We start from the raw sequence: 20,077 nt of genomic DNA on the forward strand, positions 1-20,077 counted from the left end.
GACGGCTGCATCTCTTATAACTGTGATCATATAGGAGCAATATCAGAGGAATATCAGAGGCCTTGGCCCGGGGAAAAAGAGGATAAAAATGTGCGGACTTCATCCAGCATTTGTTGTCTATAGACCGGAACTTCATAGTGTTTGGCGATTTCTTCGGATACGATCTTGTATTTTCGCCGCAAACGGCCCTCAATGTGATGATGATCCATAAACAGCAGAATCTGCGAAGCCGAATTCAGGACCAACGGCGCATTCAGCGACATTTTCAACACGTCCAATCCGTCATCCAGCCTTGGCTCCGCCTCGCGCAGCCTGCCCTGTCTCAGCAACCAAAGGCCTTCCATGACCTGAAATCGTCCGACCTCTCGCAAATACGGAGCTTCCTTCAAACTGGCACGCAACGACGCAATCAACGGTTCCACGGCATCCTCACTCCCGCCCCACAGCTCGACATAGAGCCGTGCTAACGCAACCGGCAGCCTGAAGTTCACCAGGCCGTCCCGTTCCATCACTTCGTACGTTTCGACCAATTGCGATCTTGCGCGCCCATACAGTCCTGTTTCCGCATAAACTTCAACAATGTTGAGAATGCGCAGCTCCCGCTGCTGATCTGCCGACAAAGCATGTGAGTTTAATGCTTTTTCATATAGCCGTAGAGTTTCCTTGGGTTCCGTCAAGGCATGCATGAAGATAAGCAGCCAGTACAGGCGATCCTCAAACGGAATTTCCTTCGTGGTGATCAGCCATTCCAGATCCCCTTGCACAAAGCGGATATACAGCCGGTAGAACGGGTCGATTTGGATGCCGAGCACATCCTGCTGTTCGATCAGCGTCAACATGGATTTTCCCTGGCCGAACAGATGATATTTGCGAAACAGGCCATGAACGGCTTCGCGCAGCTCCTGATCCGCTTCGGAAGGATTGGCAGGCATGGCATGAACAGGCATACGGATCGTCAATCTGTAGCCGTAACCGCGCACGGTTTCGATCATCACCTCTTCCCAGTCCCTTAACCTTTTACGCAGGCGATAGACATGGTCGTCCACGGTGCGCTCCACTGGATACTCCAGCGGCCATACCCGGTCAAGCAGCTGGCTGCGCGTAAACGCCTTTTCCTTGTTTTCGTAGAGAAAGCGGAGCAGCGCAAACTCCTTGGCCAACAGGCGAATGGATTCGGTACGGCGCGTTACGGTATATGATCCTTCGTCAAATTGCAATGACATGCACAGCGCCTCCTAATATATGCCGTCATCCCATAGGGATTTTCATAAAATGTATACTCCATTATAGCCGTGCATCGCACAGTCTGCACAAAAACCCCTTTTGCAGAAATGCAAAAGGGGGAATCACCGCTGCAGCAGTGCTGCAATCGGCATCATTTTTGATTGTTGCGTTTTTGGGATTAACCCAGCACCACGCGGTCATCGGCCAGCGTTTTGCCGCTGATCCGCTCGAATTCGCCCAGCAGCTCGGGTACGGTCAGCGTGCGCTTGCGCTCTTCGCTTACATCCAGAATGATGCGGCCCTTATCCATCATGATCAGGCGGTTGCCAAGACGAATGGCCTGCTCCATGTTGTGGGTCACCATCAAGGTGGTCAGCCGCATCTCGCGCACCAGCGTTTCGGTCAGCTCCGTAATCAGTTCGGCACGGGCCGGGTCCAGAGCCGCCGTATGTTCATCCAGCAGCAAAATTTGCGGCTGGGTAAACGTCGCCATCAGCAGGCTGAGCGCTTGACGCTCGCCGCCGGACAACAGCCCTACTTTGGCGTTCGGGCGTTTGTCCAGACCGATGCCCAGCTTCACCAGCTGCGCGTTGAACAGCTCGCGTTTGGCCCGGGTGACGCCGAAGCTGAGTCCACGCCCTTTTCCCCGTTTATAGGCCATCGCCATGTTTTCCTCGATCGTCATATGCGGAGCGGTTCCTGCCATCGGGTCCTGGAACACCCGGCCGATCCAGCTGCTGCGACGATGCTCCGGCAAATGTTTGATGGAGCGTTCGTTGATTCGCACATCTCCCGTATCGGGCTTCATGACACCCGAGATGATATTCATCAAGGTCGATTTCCCTGCGCCGTTACTGCCGATCACCGTGACGAAATCGCCGGGTTTCATCGTCAGGTTCACGCCAACCAGCGCGGTCTTCTCGTCGGTCGTACCCGGATTGAACAGCTTCGTTACTTGTGAAATCTCCAGCATGTCACATGCCCCCCTTCATCTGCTGACCGGATCCCTGCATCAGTTCTTGGGTACGCATGCGGGCGAGCCGCTTTTGCTTCATTGAACGGCGCATCGTCGGAATGACCAATGCGATGATCACGATGACGGCGGTGATCAGCTTCAGATCGGACGTATCGAACCAATCGACCTGCAGCGCCAAGGCAACCACGACGCGATAAATAATCGAGCCCACAACCGCGGCAAGGGTAGCCCAGAAAATAGTGCGCGCCCCCAGGATCGCTTCACCGATAATGACCGAGGCCAAGCCGATGACGATCATGCCAATTCCCATCGTAATGTCGGCAAAACCGGATTGCTGCGCGATAAACGCTCCGGACAGCGCAACCAGCCCATTGGACAAGCTGACGCCAATGATCGTTGTCACGTCGGTGTTTGCGCCAAAGCTGCGAATCATGCGTTTATTGTCGCCGGTTGCCCGCAGTGCGAGTCCGATGTCCGTTTTCATGAACAAGTCCAGCATGATCTTGAATACCAAAACGACAATGATGATAATGACCATGACATGCTCGCCCGAAAACGGATTGTCGATGCCCATGATGGATTTGTTCGGGGCACCGCCCAAAATGCGCATATTGATGGAATACAGGGCAATCATCATCAAAATCCCCGATAACAATCCGTTAATCTTGCCCTTGGTATGCAGCAAGCCCGTGCAGGCCCCGGCAATCATTCCGCAAACCATAGCCACCAGGCAAGCCACCCATGACGAATAGCCATTGGAAATCATCACGGCCGCCACGGCCCCTCCTGTCGTGAAGCTGCCGTCTACCGTAAGATCGGGAAAATCAAGAATCCGAAAGGTAATGTATACGCCAAGCGCCATAAGCGAGTATAACAACCCGAGCTCAATCGCCCCTTCAATGGAACCCCAGCTGATACTGAACATATTGCTTCCTCCCATCTGTAACCGAAACATCTGTCAATGCAAATTTCACCCAACTTAGCGTTGTCACCGAATGGCAATTACCGATTCCGGATACTCGGCTCTACCGTTGTTTCCCTGTGAAACTTGTCGAAAAAAGGGAGGCGAACCCGTCTGAGCGTCCGCCTCGTATCTGACCCTCCGGAGCAAGTTCCGTCCGGTTATTGAATGATGTTTGCTGCCTGGTCCTTCACTTCGGCTTTCATTTCGTCCGTTACCGTGATGCCTTGCGCTTCAGCCGCTTTCAGATTCAGGATCAGGTCCAGTTTGTCCGGCACGGTTACTTTCATTTCGCCCGGGTTGGTACCGTTCTTCAGAATGTCGGCAGCCATCTCGCCAACCTGGTAGCCGTGATCGTAGTATTTGAAACCAACGGTGGCAAATGCGCCTTTTTCGACCGTATCGCGGTCACTGGAGAAGAACGGAATTTTGTTCTGGTTTGCGGTTTGGATCATCGTATCCACCGCACTAACGACGGAGTTGTCCAGCGTGATGTAGAACGCATCCACTTTGCCCACGAGCGAATCGGTAGCTTGTTTAACCTCGGACGTGTTTGTTACGGCCGCCTTCACCAGCTTGATGCCGTGCTTGGACAACGCCTTCTCCGCATTGTTTGCCATAACGACGGCGTTGGGTTCCCCTTCGTTGATGACCAAACCTACCGTTTTGATGTCAGTCATGTATTTCGCGATGAAATCGGCCAATTGCACGATCGCTTCCGGGTTCGTGTCGGAAGCGCCTGTCACGTTGCTGCCCGGCTTGTCCAGATCCGTGACCAGTTTGGCTCCCAGCGGATCGGTTACCGCAGCAAACAGCAGCGGTTTATCTTTGACTTGTTGGGCCAATGCCAATGCAGACGGCGTGGCGATCCCCAGCACGAGATCATTTTTCGAGTCGCCGGCAATCTTCTGCGCGATGGACAGGTTGTTGGTGGAGTCACCCTGCGCGTTATTGTAATCGATCGTCAGGTTTTTGTTCTCTTCGATTCCCGCGTCCTTCAATGCAGCGATGAATCCTTCACGAGTCGCGTCGAGCGACGGATGCTCCACGATTTGCGAAATGGCGATGCGGTACGATTTCTCGGTGCTTCCTTCGCTGGCATTGCCCGTTCCCTCGGAAGCGGTATTCGAACTACTGCCATTGTTGCCGCAGCCTGCGGCGACGATCATGGTTGCAGCCATCATCAGAGACATCCAGAACTTTTTTTTCATGTGATAACCCCTCTCTACCTTCTCAAATTTGTGAGCCTTGTCGCGATCAACCGAGTGATGCGACAAGGCGGGACAAAACGAACGCTTCAACGCATTGTTGCTTTGATCGACAAAAGTAGACAAATGCAGACTTTTCGCATGCGACTGAAGTCCATGGCCCGTGTGTGAATTTTGTGTTTCCCTAATATTAAGGTGAGTCCTCTTTCCCGTCAATGGTTGATGCGCTTCCAATTTTGTTTTTTCGCTCACACGTGAGAGGAAACATGACACACCAAAAAGCCATCCGTACAAATCTACGGACAGCTAAATACATCATTTAGTGCATGTAAAGAGATTGATGGGCTCTCTCCCCCTCCCCCTAACGAACCTCAGACACCTTATTGTAGGCAACATGAGAGATATAGACGACACGATGGTGAATAGCGTGCCTGAGATTCGTAACCAAAAACTAGCGAAATTCACCCGAAATAAGACGCCTCAGGTTCGTTACAGCTAAATTGCAAACGCTTGGCCGATTAACAGGAAGCTGCCCGCAAGTTTCAATCCCCATAAGGGCCACGCTCCGTCCATACAAAAAGGACTGCATTCCGGCAGCACCCCCTCTATGTGAAAGCCAGTTCTACACGGCTTACTACAAGAGGGGAACGCCCCGGACAAAAACAGTCCCCGTTGTTCGTTTTATTCTCCCGACGCCTCACGTACCCGATAGGTGCATTTCTTGCCGCCGTCGGCGTAGCATTCCGTTCGTTCCACATCCGCTTGCAGCAGCGAACGGAACAGCTCCAGCTCGCAGCGGCAGGCCTGCTTGTGCACGCTGGCCACCTGTACGATCGGGCAGTTCAATTCGGTGATAACGTACGTGCCGTCTTCTTCCGCAGAAGAATCGGCCATATAACCGTTTGCGTTTTGAATGCGCGCCAGTTCCTCGACTCGTCCGGCCAGGTCCCGGCCTTCCATCTGCGGCATCCCGCTGCGCAGCAGCTTGTCGCGCCGGTTCTCGAACAGCGTGCCGATGATATCGCCGCCAACCGATTCGTTCAGCTCTTCCAGCAATTCCAGCGTAAGCGCCGGGTAGGATTTCGGAAAAAAACCGTCGCCTCGCGTCGTCAAATGGTACACGGAGGAAGGACGGCCAGCCGTCGCCCTCGCTTCGCGCACCTCGATCAGGCCGTCCTGCTCAAGCGCCGACAGATGGCGGCGAATCGCCATGCCGGTCAAACCCAGCTCCGCCGTCATTTCCCTGGCGGTTAACGTGCCTTGCCGTTTCAGCATGAACAAAATCCGTTCACGCGTCGTCATTTCATTTTCATGCTTCACGTGCAGCACCTGCTCTCAGGCTTATGCGTGTACGGGCGCTGCCTCCCGGCAGGCATCCGAGCAAAAGCGGTTATGCGTCTCTTCGCAATCCTCGCAGCATACGTGCTGCAGATTGCAGGTTGGACAGTTGATATATCGGTCATGCGTCGTTCCGCAGTGGTAACAGCTTGCGATAACGATATCTTCATCCGTACGGTTAATCGGCACGGAGATGCGTTCGTCGAACACATAGCATTTGCCATCGAACAGACGGCCCTGCACCTCAGGGTCCTTACCATAGGTTACGATACCGCCCTCCAGCTGTGCCACGTCCTGGAACCCTTCGTTGATCATGAAGCCGGTCAGCTTCTCGCAGCGAATGCCGCCAGTGCAGTACGTAATGATCTTTTTGTCTTTCATGTCGCCCAGATTCTCCCGAATCCACTCCGGAAATTCGCGGAACGACTCGACATCGGGACGGATGGCACCGCGGAAATGGCCGATTTCGTATTCGTAGTCATTGCGGCCATCGATGACGATGACGTCATCGCGCTGCAAATGCTCGTAGAATTCCTTCGGCGAGAGGCGTTTGCCGCTGATTTCGTTCGGGTCCAGCTCTTGGTCCACGCGGAAAGTCACCAGCTCCGCCTTGTGGCGAACAAAGATTTTTTTGAACGCATGCTCTTCGACTTCATCGATCTTGAACACCATGTCGCTGAACAGCGGATTGGCATGCATGTCCTTCATGTATTGCTCGGTTTGTTCCCATGTTCCGGACACGGTGCCGTTGATGCCTTCGGAGGCAATCAGGATGCGGCCCTTGACGCCCAGATCCTTGCAGTATTGCAGATGTTCCTGTGTCAACGCCTCGGCGTCATCGATCTTCACGAACTTATAATATAAAAGCACGCGGTACGCGCTCTTGCACATGTGTATCACCTGTTCCTGTTTTTATATGATGAAAAAGAAAAAGAAACAGCCGCCCGAAACCATGTCTCGAACTGCTGTCCTTAGCTTCGACCTGTATTCCTGCCCTTTAGTTTATCGGAGCGCAATACCTTAGTCAATATTAATGTATAGAAAGGGATGCAAGTTATGGAAGTGACAAATACGATTCGATGGGGTCTCTTCATTTGATTCGCTGCAACCGATAAATATATCAGAGATGGAATAATTAAAATTTCATTCATTTTTGAGGGCGAATTCATTACACTGAACTCAAAACAAGAGAGCCCAATGGTTTCGCAGCACCGAATATTTGCATTAGTCAGTCAGGATTAACACATTCATCGAGAAAATGGAGTGAACTTTTGTGATCGCACAACGAATCAAAAGAGCGGGCATGCTGTCGCTTGTCTTTCTGCTTTCCATAAGCGGGCTTTCATCGGTCCTTCCCGTCACCCCTCGTGCCCACGCGGCGGCAGCAGAACCTCTTCTTGGAGAAATCAGGCTGTTCCCCTACGATGCTGCGCCTAACGGATGGGTGCCTGCCGAAGGCCAACTACTTCCAATTTCCTCCAACCACGATTTGTTTTCATTGCTGGGAGCCAATTACGGCGCGGGTGACAATCAGACATTTGTTTTACCAAATTTGTCCGAACACGCTCCGGGAGGGACCAGATATTATATCGCCACAACCGGCACTTTTCCATACAGAGAAGAAGGAAGCGGCATAGCCAATGCCGTTCTGGGCGAAGTTCGCCTGTTCCCTTACTATTATTCGCCTTCCGGCTGGCTGACGGCAGAAGGGCAGACCTTAGAAATTGCTAGTTTCCCATCGCTCTATTCCCTGATCGGCAAGAAATACGGCGGAGATGGAGAAACTACGTTCCAGCTTCCTAATTTGCCGAACAATGAGCAACCCCCGCTTCATTATGCGATTTTCACAAATAGTACCTACTCCCCTTTAACCGGCGGAACAGGGGACGAATATATGGGCGAAATCATTCCGATGCCCGTGCAAGTGAGCAATTCGGAATGGCTTCAAGCCGATGGAACGCAGTTGACGATCGATGCGAATCGGGCTCTATTCGACCTGCTCGGAAACCGGTACGGCGGGGATGGAATGACTGGGTTCAATATTCCCGACCTCACCGGCGACCCGTCAGGCATCATTTATTATATTTCGAAGGTGGGCGCTTCCCCGATCGGTAATCGGGCGTTGGCCAATAACGACCAATACGTAACCAATGAGGGCACGACTCTAACCGTAGCGTCACCAGGGATTCTGGCCAACGATATCAACGTTTCAACGGCAAGACTGCACGAATCCCCAACGAACGGGACCATTACATTCGATTCGAACGGAGCATTTATATATACGCCGAATGCCGGTTTTTCCGGCAGTGACCGTTTCCAGTATATTGGCAGCGGCAGCATAGGCGACAGCAACGCGGCAACAGTCACGATCACCGTTACCGCGACAAATAAACCGGTCATTAGCGGAGTGAATGACCAAACGACTTACAACGGTCCGGTTGCGCCTGCGTTTGACGGCGGCACCGCACTGTTAAACGGTTCTCCTTTTACAAGCGGTACCTCCATCACCGGTGAGGGCAGCTACACCTTGACGGTCACCAACAATGCCGGCACCACAACCGTGCATTTTGTCATCGACAGCACCCCTCCTGTCGTCATAGGGGTTGCTGATGATGCCGTCTATGAGACAGCGCCAACCATTGCCTTTAACGAGGGGACTGCCACGCTGGACGGTTCTCCATTTGCCAGCGGTGGAACGGTAAGCCGTGAAGGAACACATGTCCTGGTCGTAACCGACGCCGCAGGTAACACAACGACAGTCGCGTTCAAATACTATGCGCCGCGAACCGTCACCTTTGTCAGCAGCGGGGGTACAAGTACCCCTGCCCAAAGCGTTCGCTATGCGAGCAGGTTGGCGGAGCCCGACGCGCCTTCCCGAAACGGGTATACCTTTGCCGGTTGGTTCACCGATTCGGAACTGACGCAGGCGTTTGATTTCGACAATATGTCGATCACCGATAACCTTACGCTGTACGCCAAATGGACAATCCGCTCCTTCAACGTGCAGTTCAACACCAACGGCGGCTCGGCGGTCGACGGACAGCAGGTCGATTACAACGACTTGGCTCATCGACCCGACGCGCCTTCCCGCACCGGGTACACCTTTGCCGGTTGGTTCACCGATTCGGAACTGACGCAGGCGTTTGATTTTGACAATATGCCGATTACCAGCGACCTGACGCTGTACGCCAAATGGACAGTCCGCTCCTTCAACGTGCAGTTCAACACCAACGGCGGCTCGGCGGTCGACGGACAGCAGGTCGATTACAACGCATTGGCTCATCGACCCGACGCGCCTTCCCGCACTGGGTACACCTTTGCCGGTTGGTTCACCGATTCGGAACTGACGCAGGCGTTTGATTTCGACAATATGCCGATCACCGACAACCTGACGTTGTACGCCAAATGGACAGTCCGCTCCTTCAACGTGCAGTTCAACACCAACGGCGGCTCGGCGGTCGGCGGACAGCAGGTCGATTACAACGACTTGGCTCATCGACCCGACGCGCCTTCCCGCACCGGGTATACCTTTTCTGGTTGGTTCACCGATTCGGAACTGACGCAGGCGTTTGACTTCGACAATATGCCGATCACCGACAACCTGACGCTGTACGCCAAATGGGCAGCAATTCCCGCGGAAAATACTGGCGGGGGGTCCGGTGGAGGATCTGAAGGCGGAGGCAGCAGCGGTTCCGGCGGTTCCGGCAGTTCTGGCGGTTCGGGCAATTCGGACAGTTCTGGCGGTTTCGGCGGTTCGAGCAGTTCGGGTAGTTCGGGCAGCTCCGGCTCCGTTTCCACCCAAAGTTCCTCCGACGCAGCCGTCTCCACCGATGGACGCCTGACTCTTGCCGCAGGGCAGCCAGGGCGGATCAGCCTCGGACCAGCAATAACGATGAATATTCCCAAAGGTGCCTCGCCGCAGGCAATGGTCATATCCATCAACAAGCTTGCCGATCCGGAGGCTTTGCTGACCAATCAGAAGCGTTTGCTGAGTCCCGTGTACGAACTTCTGAAGGACTCCCCCGATCATTTCGGCGTGCCCGTAAACCTGGACATGGCATTCGACACCGCTTTGCTGGCAAGCAATGAACGGGCAGAAATCATGTATTTCGACGAACGGCAGAAGATATGGACGCCTGCGGGAGCTTCAAGCACTCAGGGCTCGCGCATTCAGGTCAATGTGGATCATTTCACCAAATTCGCTGTATTTGCCGTCGCCCAGCCCGAACAACCAGAACCCGCATCGTTCCGGGATATCAAGGGACATTGGGCAGAAAATATCATCATTCAAGCCGTGCGCGAAGGAATCGTCATGGGTTACAGCGATGGCAGCTTCAAACCCGGAAAGGCCGTGACCCGGGCGGAATTCGTCGTTATGCTGATGAACCGTCTACAGCTCCAATCTGATGACGCCACGGCACATTTCACGGATAACGAGGAGATTGGGTCGTGGGCGCAATCTGCCGTAGCACAAGCCGGAAGCCTGGGCTACATCCAAGGCGACGCAAGCGGCGCGTTCCGCCCGCAAGACCCGATCACTCGGGCTGAGATGGCCGTAATTGTGACCAATGTATTGGGCGCCGAAACGTCAGGGAATACAGCGACTACGTTCGCGGACGATGCAAGCATCCCGGCATGGGCAAGGACGGCCGTTGCCTCCATGCAACGAGACGGCCTCCTGTCAGGCAGAAGTAATAACGAATTTGCCCCGGTGGCAAACGCCACTCGGGCAGAAGCGCTGAACGTATTGATGCAGATCAATCTCCCATAACGGGCTGATGCCCCAAACCGGAAAAGAGCCTCGTGTTTCGATGTCAATCCAATCGAAACACAAGGCTCTTCTGCATGGGCCGCCCAATCACTCCGAAATCGTAATGATCGAGGTGACGAAACGGTACGAATCATTTTCGAGCACGGACTGAGACAGCAGAATCCGATTGCCCTCCGGACTCCAGCTCAGCGGATCGGAGACGTTGTCCATGTCGGCGGAAATCTGGAATTGCTCTCCGGATTCCGTGTTGGACACGAACAGTCCTTTCTCGTTGTCGTTGTCCGAATTGATCGTATAGGCGATCTTCGAATCATCGCCGGACCAGCTTGTGCCGAAAATTTGTGTGCCGCGCGCAAGCGTAGCCTTCTCATTGCCTTCCAGGTCAGTAAGCACCAGCGCCCGTTTCGTGTCGGCGGTTTTTTTCACGATGGCGAGCCTTGAGCCATCCGTGGACGGGATCACCCATTCCACGCTTTTCAGCAGCTGCTTCACTTCACCCGTCGCCGTATCCACCGAATTCAACTGGCCATCCTCACCCGTAATGTAATACACGAGGCTGCCCGAAGCCGCAATGCTGCGTGTATTGAAGCTTCCCGTCTCCACCAGCACTTTGGTATCCCCGTTCACGCTCGCCGAAATCAGCTGGCCCTTCATGTTCGGAAATACGACGTGATCGTTGTCCAGCCACGCTCCTTCGCCTACAAAACCTTCATCATCCCCTGTTGGCACCGTCTCTCCGCTGTGCAGGTTCAAAATGAACCCTTTGCCTGTCGCCTCCTGAGGCTCACGGTAGAATACATGCTGACTGTCCGGCGACACCAGCGGTGCACCCAAGCTCACTTCGCTTTCTTTCACCGGCGTATCGCTGGCCTTCGCCAAATCGTACATGTACAGATTGTGCGGATAACGCTGCTGCCCTTCGACGTTGACCGGTTTTAAGGATTTGTTCTCTTTATCCGTCAAAATCAGTTCATTGTTCAGCCACGCCACCCCGCGCATATTTTGCAGCTTGTCGATCTTCTCCAGTTTGAAGCTCTGATATACCGATGTATTCGTATTGTCTTTAACCGTAATGTCCGTTCCCGAGCCAACATTCGTGCTGCCGCCCGACGTTCCCGCCCCGCATGCCGTTGCCGACAACAGCGCCATCGCCCCAAGCGTGCCCAAGGCCGCCTTCTTCCAATCCATGATGTCCCCCCCTGATTTGCTTTTCTAGGACCAAGCATACCTGTCCGATACTTCGAAAGTTAATCCGAGTTGTTTCCAACTTGTAAACTTGCGTCCGCCAACGGAAAAACCAATTCAAAGGTCGTCCCTTCCTCGTTCTGGTCGCCATTCGGCAACAGCCGGATCGCACCGCCCTGCTTCTCGACAAACTGTTTGACGAGGGATAGCCCGAGCCCTGTGCCCCCGGATTGCCTTGCCCTGTCTTTGTTGACCGTATAAAACGGCTCGAAAATTTTCTCGCGCGCCTCCTCCGGAATGGGGGCTCCCGAGTTGAAAATGCGAATGACCGCCTCACGTTTCTTGATTCGCGGCCCGCCGTCGATCCGGATTACCCCGCCGGGCTCGTTATATTTGATCGCATTATCCAGCAGATTGATGAAAATGTGCATCAGGCTCTCCCGATCGCTGCGGATCGTTGCAGGCTGTACGTCCAGCTCCATGCGCAAGACGAACTTCTCCGCCTTGCCGCGCATCCGGCCGCAGGCATCTTCAAGCAGTGCACGAATTTCCACATCTTCTGCCTGGTTCTCGAAATCGTATTTTTCGAGCGCGGACAGGTGCAGCACCTTTTCCACCATTTCGTACAACCGCTCGGTTTCTTTGCCGATGTTGTTCGTTGCGTCGTCCAACAGTTGGGGATCGTCCTTGTACATATCCAACAGCTCGACATACGCCTTAATGGAGGTTAGCGGCGTCTTGAACTCATGGCTGATGTTGCCGATATACTGCTTCTGCTGCTGTTCCAGCGCCTGCAGCTTCTCGATGGCCAGCTTGAGCTTGCGTTGCTCCTCGTCCATATCCGCGATATTTTGCTGGATGGACGTGCTCATGTAATAGATCCCCTGGCCCAGATCCCCCAATTCGTCCTTGCGATTCACCGGCGATGCGGAGATATAGTTCCCTTCCCGAATGGAATCGGCTGACGACTTCAGCCTTGTGATCGCTACGGCGAACCGGTTGTAGAACAAGTAACCCAAGCCGAAGCTGAGCGCCACGACCACGATTCCTGCCCATATGAACAACTGCCGGATTCGGGCGTAGAACTCATGGTAGCTTGCGACGGAATACTGGATCTGCACGGCGCCCATCTGGCCTTCCGGGCCGTCGAGCGGCGCTACGTACAGCATCGTATCTCCCTGCTCGTGATAAGCGATTTTATTGTTCAAAGCATAGCTCAACAGTTCCCCGGCATCTGCGCGATCCCCGGCCATGATGGATGAACCGACTTGCCGCGCATTCAGGTCATATAGGGTAATGGGCAGCCCGGTTGAATTGGCCAGCTCCTGGGCGAGCCTGCGGCCGCTCTGCTGCAGAAAAGCCGACGGCTCCATCCGGACCGCTTCCGTATAATAAGATTGCCTTACGTTCAAATTGACCAAACGCGTCTGCTGCGACAAAATGCCCTCGATCTGGGCCTGCTGATTACGCTCGATGCCGCGCAGCACCAGATAACTCAGCACAACTACCGTCAAGATCAGAAGCACGGCCAGAAAACCGCTAAACTTCAGCTTGATGCCGGCTCTCATGATGCTCCGCCCGCTTCCGGTGCGGACGCCTTGTATCCGATGCCGTAGACGGTTTGCAGCTTGCGTTGATCCGTATCGCCGATCTTTTTGCGCAGCCGCTGGATATGGATGTCCACCGTCCGGGTTCCGCCCGCGTACTCCATTCCCCACACCTGGTCAAGCAGGTCGTCCCGCGTATAAACGCGTTCCGGATGGGACATCAGGATGGCGAGCAGATCGAATTCCTTCGGCGTGAGCTCTACCCGTTCCCCACCCAGCGTCACGGTGCGATGCGCCACGTGAATGCGCAGGTTGCCGTTAATAAGAACCTGTTTTGCATCCTCTGCCGGAGCAGGAGCGGCACTCTTCTCCACACGACGCATCAACGCCTTCACGCGGGCAAGCAATTCCCGAATTTCGAACGGCTTGGTCATATAATCGTCGGCGCCCATCTCCAGACCGACGATCTTGTCGACGATGTCGTTTTTGACAGTAAGCAGGATGATGCCGATATCCTCCCGATCCTCCAGCCTGCGGCATACGCCATACCCGTCCAGTTTGGGCATCATCACGTCCAGAATCATGACCCGCGGGTGGAATGAAGCGACTTTAAGGAGCGCCTCTTCCCCGTCATTTGCCGTTTCCACCTCATACCCTTCGCGCCGCAGCGCATAAGAAATGGCACTGACGATGCTGGATTCATCATCGACCACAAGCACTCTTTTGTTCATATCCATATCATCCTTTGCTGCGATGTCATCAAACGCTTTCTGCATCTATGTTAACAAGGAGCTGCGGATTCGCCAACAATACCGGTCGTTCCTCCCCGAAAAGGGATTTTCCATTTTGCGGGACAATGGTCGACGCCGCGGGCAGTAAGGACCTGCTTGTAATTTACGTTGATCCTCCCATTTCTAATCATTGGCATGGAAAAAGAGCCTCTCCGATACTCGGAAAGACTCTGAATAAGCAGATAAACCGATGCCGCGCTGCGTTCGACGTAAAGGACTTCATGACCCTCGTTGCAACCGAATGCCCGCATGTATTGCATACATGTACGAATTCTATCCCTATTCCTCAAAAGACAAATTCGTCGGTTCATCCAGCATCTCGTACTCCATACTCATGTGCGTAAGCGGTGTGCTCGGATCGACCTCCTCGAAGCGGAAGCTGTCCACCCATACCTTGCCCGGGCCGCTCAGAATCACGCCAAACGATATGACGGCGCTGCCTTCGGGCACGTCCAGCACGATGCAATACTGGTTCCATGGCTGCGTGCCGAGAATCGCACGATCATGCATGTTATCGAACTGCAGCACATCCTGCGCATGATTGTCCACGCGCATCCACAGGCTCGCAAATCCCTCTACCTTCTCGGTCCTCACGAAGCCCGTAAGCTTCATCCGCTTGCCGATGTACTTGTCCGCCTTGAACTGCTGCATCATCGTGGCAAATTCACCATCCCCCATCGGTGTCACCGCTTTTAAATATCCCGACGATGTTCCCTGGTGGACTACGGTCGGATCGATGCCCATCTCGTAATTTTGCGGATTGCTGCCTGTCAGTATCCAGCCTTTTACCTTCGTTGATTGGTTCATGCTTATTTCTCCTCCTCTGGTTCTGAATTTGAACAATTTCAGATCGAACAGCTTGCGAAATCGCCCTGGCGGCATGCCGTATATCTTTTTGAACGCACGGGTGAACGCTTCCTGACTCTCGAATCCGCACTCGAACGAAATGTCCAGAATGCCCATGTCGGTACTTCTCAGCAGCGTGGACGCCTGGCTCATTCGGCGATGGCGAATGTAATCCGTTACCGTCATGCCTACTTCCTTCCGGAATACACGGTGATAATGGTACGGCGACAGCCCCGCTTCAGCGGCAATCTCCTCAAGCCCGAGCGGCTCATGCAGCCGGGTTTCGATCAAATACAGACTTTGTCCGATCATGGTGCTATAACGGCTCAAGCTTGTAACAGCCCCCTTACATATCCTTACTATACGGGAAGGCACGTTTCACGTTTTGATCATTTTTGCGGAAAATGAAACAAGGAACAGGGCTCCACCCTCAACAAAAAACCGACCAAAGGAACGTTATTCCCTTGATCGGTGATGGTTGATCGCTAACTATCGCAGCGTCCGCTGTCCTAAACGGCAGGAACGGTCTGCGGAACATTTTCATCCTCGTCATGGTCCACAAGTCCATGCTTCTCCCATTTGCGGCTTTTCCAGCGGAAAAACATGATGAAGGCTCGCGTCCACTCGTCTGCGGCAATCGCCAGCCAGATCCCCGCAAGGCCCATGTTAAGCTGGAATACGAGCAGGTAACCGAGCGGCAAGCTCAGGCACACCATGGAGACCAGACCGATGTACACCGGAAACTTTGCATCCCCGGCAGCCCGCAGCGAGTTAATGATGACGATATTGGTCGTGCGCCCGGTTTCCAGCACAATGCTCAGCAGGATCACCTGCGCCGCAATGCGGATGACCTCCGGATTGTCCGTGAATATGCCCACGAGCGGCACACGGAAGGTGATGACCACCAAGTCGACCGCGATGGTGGCGATCATTGCCCATTTTACGCTTTTCCAAACGCGTTGGTAGGCACTCTCATGATCCTTTGCCCCGACGAACCGGCCGACCATGATCGCCGTACCCATGCCAATCGCCATGCTGAACAGGTAAATGTACGATGAAATGTTCGACGCATATTGGCGGGAAGCCAGCGCTTCCGCACCCAGAAACGTGGCGTAAAACAGGAAAACGAGCTGGCAAGAATGGTACATGATCTGCTCTACGGCAGAAGGAATGCCGATTTTCAAAATTTTCGCCACATAGTTTTTCGTGAATTGCAGGTAGAACTTGAATTCAACCCGTACTTCGGTAACCCGGTACAGCAGCCAGAAGAACAGGAGCAGGCACGTAAAACGGCTGATGACCGTCGAGATGGCCGCGCCCTCTACGCCCAGCGCCGGAGCGCCGAAATGGCCGAAGATCAGGATGTAGTTCAGAATGACGTGCATTACGTTCATCAGAACGGATACGTACATCGTTTCTTTCGTAAACCCGTACGTACGAATGATAGCGGCAAGCGAGTTGATCAATGCCTGCAGGAAAATAGCCCCCCCGACGATGTGCATGTACGACTTGGCGTACACAAGCACCTCGCCCTGCACGTTCATCTTTTCGAGCAGCAGTCCGCCAAACAGCAGGAACGCTCCGCTCAGCACTAAACCGATCAGAAGGTTAAGCGTAATCGCCATGCCCGTAATTTTGGACGCTTCAAGAAATTTCTTCGAACCGATATATTGGGCAACAACAATCGCTGCTCCGTTACCGATCACTTCGAGAATCAGGATGGCGATCGAGATAATCTGGTTGGACGCCCCGATCCCCGACACCGCATTGTCCGACACTGAACTGATCATTAGCGTATCGACCGTGCCCATCAGCATAAACAAAAATACTTCCAAAAAAATCGGCCAGGTCAACGCAAACAGATTCATTGATTTGCCTTGCTGCGGTGTCCCGGTCTCCGTAACGGCTGCACTCATGATGTCACCTCTTTAATTCCGTTGAAATGTTGGTCTTTCACTAATGACGACGCTGCAACAGTTAAAGATACTTATACAAACAAGGGGTATATTAGCACAACCTTTCTGAAAAAGCATCCGCTTTTACGAAAATAAATATTTTTATTTCAATAATATTGAAAATGTTTGAAAAAGCGCAGAAAAAGCCTGGACACATCTCATCCAGGCTTGCTTTGACAGCGTCGGTTTTTCCCAACGACGCCTATATATTTATTTTACAGACCCTTGCGTAACCCCGGTGATGATCCATTTCTGCGCGAACAGATAGATGATGATCATCGGCAGCAGCGCCAGCAGGTATGACGCAAACGCCAGGTTAAAGTCGGTGTTGAACTGTCCTTGGAACACGTATTGCACGAGCGGCAGCGTATATTGCTTGGGATCGCTGATAATGATCAGCGGCAGCAGGAAGTCGTTGTACGTCGACAGGCAGGTCAGAATGCCCACCGTTGCGCTGATCGGCGCCATGAGCGGAAAGATGATCCGCCAGAACGTGCCCCAGGTGGTCGCACCGTCCACGAATGCCGCTTCCTCCAAAGCCACCGGAATGGACTTAATGTAACCGACATATACGAACACGTTGAATGCCAGTCCATAAACCGTGTGCAGGAAGGTCAGGCCCACCAGGTTTGTCATATCCAGCGAGGACGTCAGTTTGACGATCGGCAGCATGATAATCGGAAACGGAATGAACATCGCGCTGACGAAGTAGTAATACAGCCCTTTGAAAAATTTTCGTTTCTCCATGTTCCGCGCGATGGCGTAAGCCACCATCGAGTTCGTAAGCAGCGTGAGAATGACGGTGGATGCCGTCACCATGGCACTGTTGCGGAACGCTTGGAAGAAGTTCGTCATGTCGATGGCGCTGGCGAAGTTCTCCCAGTGCAGCTCCGTCGGAAACGCAAAGACCGATTGGGCCATTTGCTCCGGATTTTTGAGCGCAATGGTCACCGTCATATAGAGCGGAAAGAGAATAAACAGCGTGCAGACAGCCACGATCAGCATGACCGGCCAGTTGGTGCGATTGCGGGTTCTCATCACAGATCCATCTCCCTTCTTTGCAGGAACCGGATTTGCAGAATCGAGATCACCGCAATGACGATGAAATAAATGACCGAGTTCGCTGACTGATATGCGTATTCGCCGCCTTCGAATCCTCCCGTATAGATCAGGTGCGAGATCGACTGCGTCGCCCGGCCTGGTCCGCCGTTCGTGAGCGCGACGATCTGGTCGAACACCATGAGCGAGTTTTTCATCGCCAGCACCATATTGATCGTGAAGAACGGGGCAATCAGCGGGAAGGTGATGCTCCAGAATTCGCGCCATTTCCCGGCACCGTCAAGGTTGGACGCCTCATATAGCGTACTCGGGATCGTCTGCAGTCCGGCTAAATACAGAATCGTGTTGAGCGCGACCGATTGCCATACCGCCACGATGACGATCCCGATCCAAGCCATGCTTTCGCTGCCCAGAATATTCGTCGATAATGCGTTGATGCCCAGGTTCTGGCCCCAGATCGGGAACACGTTCGAAAACAGGTAATTGAATATGTAACCTACGATCAGCACGCTCAGAATGTTCGGCAGAAAGTAGATGCCCCGGAAAAAGTTGCGGAACTTGATCTTTGCATTCAGGCCGAGGGCAATCAGCAGGCTGAGGACGTTCGTCAGGATCGTGACCACGATCGCGAACTTAAACGTGAACCAGTATGCATGGCCCACATTGTCGTCCTGGAAAAGATAGAAATAATTTTTGAATCCGACGAAATCGTAGCTTTTGCCGAATCCGTTATAGTTCGTGAAGGAATAATAGATCCCCTGGAGGGCCGGCAGCGTCATGAACACAAAAAACAATACCACCGCCGGGACCGTCATCCAGTAAAAGGGTGCGATACGTCTGTTCATACTCCATCCTCCTTACGCAGCGTATCCCGGCTTAACGCCGGTTCGCCACCTTGTCCCATTCTTTGTCGAGTGTGTCGAGATATCGGTCGATGTCTTGGTTCTGCAAAAAGGACTGCACGATGGAATTCAGCTGCACCGCAGCCGGAATGTAGTGGTCCGCAAAATCGATGACCTTGCCCTGCTCGATGTATGGCATGAGCTCCTGCACGGCCGGATCGTCCTGCTTGACGCCCTTTACGGCGGAGAAGAGCGTTTGCTCGTCAATGTATTTGCCGATGTTTTCCGGTTTCAGCAGAAAAGCAATAAATTGCTCGGCCTGCTCCTTATGCGGCGTATCCGCCGAAATCGTGAACAGGGAATCGATGCCGTTCACCAGCTTGATTTGGCTCGGATCATTGCCCGTCGGGAAGGGGAAGAAACCGATGTCGACGTTGGGATTGGCTTTGCGGATCTCGGAAATCGCCCAGGTTCCCTGGATGTACATATAAGCCTCGCCGTTCGCGAATGCCCTGTTTCCGTCGGAATACCCCTTGCCGAAGTTGTCGCCATGGCCGTAATTCATCAGCCTCAGCTGCTTCTCGGCCACCTCCTGGTACTTTTCCTTAAAGGTCACCTTGTTCTCCCGGCGTTCCAGGAAAAAATCGATGCCCACCAGGTTCGGCGCCAGGGCGTTGAACGGCAGGTTCGTTTGCCAGTCGTCTTTATACGTAAAGTAAAACGGGATCTTTCCTGCATCCTTGATCTTTTGCGCGGTCGCGATCAGCTCGTCCCACGTTTTGGGAACGTCCAATCCCGTTTCTTTGAAGAGTGTCTTGTTGTACATGATGCCGTTGGCGTTGGTTGCGTAAGGGATGCCTGTCACCTTGTCCATACCCGTGACGTCCTTAAGCATTTGTATGTAATTCGGATCGATCGTTTCCAGCAGCGGGCTGTTCGTCAGGTCGGCGAATATGCCGCTTTGGGCCAAAATCGAGTACGTGTCCGTCGCACCCATCGCCATAATGTCGGGCACGTCGTTTTTGACGACCCGCGTCTTCAGCACCGTTTCTGCATCCGGCGGATTGATCTGGGTAACCTGAATATCGGGATGCGCCTCGTTAAACGCATTGATCAATTCGTCGAAGGTGCCCTTCGCTTCCGGTTTGTTCTGGAAAAACTCAAGCTGCACCTTGCCGCCGGCGGACTCCCCGCTTGATGTGCAGGCAGACAATAACGCAGCCAAGACGCCGCATAGCAGCATGATTCCGAGCGATTTGGTTAGCGTCTTTCTCATGTTGTACCTCCCTCGCCTTGTTGATATATGTACAGATATACCCACTCCGTACGTGAAATAACCATACCCTTAATCCAAGCAGGCACTCCAAGCATGGT

The 20,077-nt window shown here is 53.5% G+C and carries 15 protein-coding genes; 1 reads left to right on the top strand and 14 read right to left on the bottom strand.

All coding sequences use genetic code 11. The features are described from left to right. Positions 1-53: 53 nt before the first annotated feature. The 6 genes from SNR34_RS29470 to trhO all read right to left on the bottom strand — a co-directional run bounded on the left by SNR34_RS29470 (position 54) and on the right by trhO (position 6,598). Positions 54-1,223, bottom strand: a complete 1,170-nt coding sequence (locus SNR34_RS29470) for a winged helix-turn-helix domain-containing protein (protein WP_486180777.1) — start codon at positions 1,221-1,223, stop codon at positions 54-56. 179 nt (positions 1,224-1,402) lie between these two features. Then, on the bottom strand, positions 1,403-2,197 hold the full coding sequence (locus SNR34_RS29475; protein WP_236413305.1) for an ABC transporter ATP-binding protein: 795 nt from the start codon (positions 2,195-2,197) through the stop codon (positions 1,403-1,405). Position 2,198: 1 nt separating this feature from the next. After that, positions 2,199-3,125, bottom strand: a complete 927-nt coding sequence (locus tag SNR34_RS29480; protein WP_486180778.1) for an ABC transporter permease — start codon at positions 3,123-3,125, stop codon at positions 2,199-2,201. A 197-nt stretch (positions 3,126-3,322) separates the two neighbouring features. Then, the gene (locus SNR34_RS29485; RefSeq protein ID WP_486180779.1) at positions 3,323-4,372 is read right to left on the bottom strand and encodes an ABC transporter substrate-binding protein; all 1,050 of its coding nucleotides are present in this window, start codon (positions 4,370-4,372) and stop codon (positions 3,323-3,325) included. A 678-nt stretch (positions 4,373-5,050) separates the two neighbouring features. After that, positions 5,051-5,689, bottom strand: a complete 639-nt coding sequence (locus SNR34_RS29490; protein ID WP_339275148.1) for a helix-turn-helix transcriptional regulator — start codon at positions 5,687-5,689, stop codon at positions 5,051-5,053. Between the two features lie 21 nt (positions 5,690-5,710). Continuing rightward, entirely contained in the window at positions 5,711-6,598 is an 888-nt protein-coding gene (gene trhO / locus SNR34_RS29495; RefSeq protein ID WP_486180780.1) for an oxygen-dependent tRNA uridine(34) hydroxylase TrhO, read from the bottom strand. A gap of 382 nt (positions 6,599-6,980) precedes the next feature. Between trhO and SNR34_RS29500 the strand changes: the two genes are divergently transcribed. Then, complete coding sequence (locus tag SNR34_RS29500) at positions 6,981-10,478, top strand: InlB B-repeat-containing protein (RefSeq protein WP_486180781.1); 3,498 nt, start codon at positions 6,981-6,983, stop codon at positions 10,476-10,478. An 87-nt stretch (positions 10,479-10,565) separates the two neighbouring features. On the opposite strand, the gene SNR34_RS29505 is transcribed toward SNR34_RS29500, so the two are convergent. The 8 genes from SNR34_RS29505 to SNR34_RS29540 form a co-directional block, all read right to left on the bottom strand. Continuing rightward, positions 10,566-11,666 carry an LpqB family beta-propeller domain-containing protein gene (locus SNR34_RS29505; RefSeq protein WP_486180782.1) on the bottom strand — a complete coding sequence of 367 codons (1,101 nt, stop codon included), beginning with the start codon at positions 11,664-11,666 and terminating at the stop codon, positions 10,566-10,568. A gap of 59 nt (positions 11,667-11,725) precedes the next feature. Beyond that, positions 11,726-13,231, bottom strand: coding sequence for a sensor histidine kinase (locus SNR34_RS29510; RefSeq protein ID WP_486180783.1), 1,506 nt, complete (start codon positions 13,229-13,231; stop codon positions 11,726-11,728). Next, the gene (locus tag SNR34_RS29515) at positions 13,228-13,941 is read right to left on the bottom strand and encodes a response regulator transcription factor (protein WP_236413314.1); all 714 of its coding nucleotides are present in this window, start codon (positions 13,939-13,941) and stop codon (positions 13,228-13,230) included. The genes SNR34_RS29510 and SNR34_RS29515 overlap by 4 nt, the downstream gene beginning before the upstream one ends. Positions 13,942-14,280: 339 nt before the next feature. Further along, entirely contained in the window at positions 14,281-15,159 is an 879-nt protein-coding gene (locus tag SNR34_RS29520) for a helix-turn-helix transcriptional regulator (RefSeq protein ID WP_486182531.1), read from the bottom strand. 197 nt (positions 15,160-15,356) lie between these two features. Further along, entirely contained in the window at positions 15,357-16,763 is a 1,407-nt protein-coding gene (locus SNR34_RS29525; RefSeq protein ID WP_236413315.1) for an MATE family efflux transporter, read from the bottom strand. 249 nt (positions 16,764-17,012) lie between these two features. Further along, entirely contained in the window at positions 17,013-17,840 is an 828-nt protein-coding gene (locus SNR34_RS29530) for a carbohydrate ABC transporter permease (protein WP_339275157.1), read from the bottom strand. Continuing rightward, positions 17,840-18,706, bottom strand: a complete 867-nt coding sequence (locus SNR34_RS29535; RefSeq protein ID WP_236413319.1) for a carbohydrate ABC transporter permease — start codon at positions 18,704-18,706, stop codon at positions 17,840-17,842. The genes SNR34_RS29530 and SNR34_RS29535 overlap by 1 nt, the downstream gene beginning before the upstream one ends. Positions 18,707-18,737: 31 nt before the next feature. Further along, positions 18,738-19,979, bottom strand: a complete 1,242-nt coding sequence (locus SNR34_RS29540; protein ID WP_339275158.1) for an ABC transporter substrate-binding protein — start codon at positions 19,977-19,979, stop codon at positions 18,738-18,740. Positions 19,980-20,077 lie beyond the last annotated feature (98 nt).

The organism is Paenibacillus sp. XP01, from assembly GCF_057364885.1.

Bases quoted from the DNA above. Each gene is read 5' to 3' on its own strand.
- SNR34_RS29470 (WP_486180777.1), bottom strand. From the start codon at position 1,223: ATGTCATTGCAATTTGACGAAGGATCATATACCGTAACGCGCCGTACC.
- SNR34_RS29475 (WP_236413305.1), bottom strand. From the start codon at position 2,197: ATGCTGGAGATTTCACAAGTAACGAAGCTGTTCAATCCGGGTACGACC.
- SNR34_RS29480 (WP_486180778.1), bottom strand. From the start codon at position 3,125: ATGTTCAGTATCAGCTGGGGTTCCATTGAAGGGGCGATTGAGCTCGGG.
- SNR34_RS29485 (WP_486180779.1), bottom strand. From the start codon at position 4,372: ATGAAAAAAAAGTTCTGGATGTCTCTGATGATGGCTGCAACCATGATC.
- trhO (WP_486180780.1), bottom strand. From the start codon at position 6,598: ATGTGCAAGAGCGCGTACCGCGTGCTTTTATATTATAAGTTCGTGAAG.
- SNR34_RS29505 (WP_486180782.1), bottom strand. From the start codon at position 11,666: ATGGATTGGAAGAAGGCGGCCTTGGGCACGCTTGGGGCGATGGCGCTG.
- SNR34_RS29510 (WP_486180783.1), bottom strand. From the start codon at position 13,231: ATGAGAGCCGGCATCAAGCTGAAGTTTAGCGGTTTTCTGGCCGTGCTT.
- SNR34_RS29515 (WP_236413314.1), bottom strand. From the start codon at position 13,941: ATGAACAAAAGAGTGCTTGTGGTCGATGATGAATCCAGCATCGTCAGT.
- SNR34_RS29520 (WP_486182531.1), bottom strand. From the start codon at position 15,159: ATGATCGGACAAAGTCTGTATTTGATCGAAACCCGGCTGCATGAGCCG.
- SNR34_RS29525 (WP_236413315.1), bottom strand. From the start codon at position 16,763: ATGAGTGCAGCCGTTACGGAGACCGGGACACCGCAGCAAGGCAAATCA.
- SNR34_RS29530 (WP_339275157.1), bottom strand. From the start codon at position 17,840: ATGAGAACCCGCAATCGCACCAACTGGCCGGTCATGCTGATCGTGGCT.
- SNR34_RS29535 (WP_236413319.1), bottom strand. From the start codon at position 18,706: ATGAACAGACGTATCGCACCCTTTTACTGGATGACGGTCCCGGCGGTG.
- SNR34_RS29540 (WP_339275158.1), bottom strand. From the start codon at position 19,979: ATGAGAAAGACGCTAACCAAATCGCTCGGAATCATGCTGCTATGCGGC.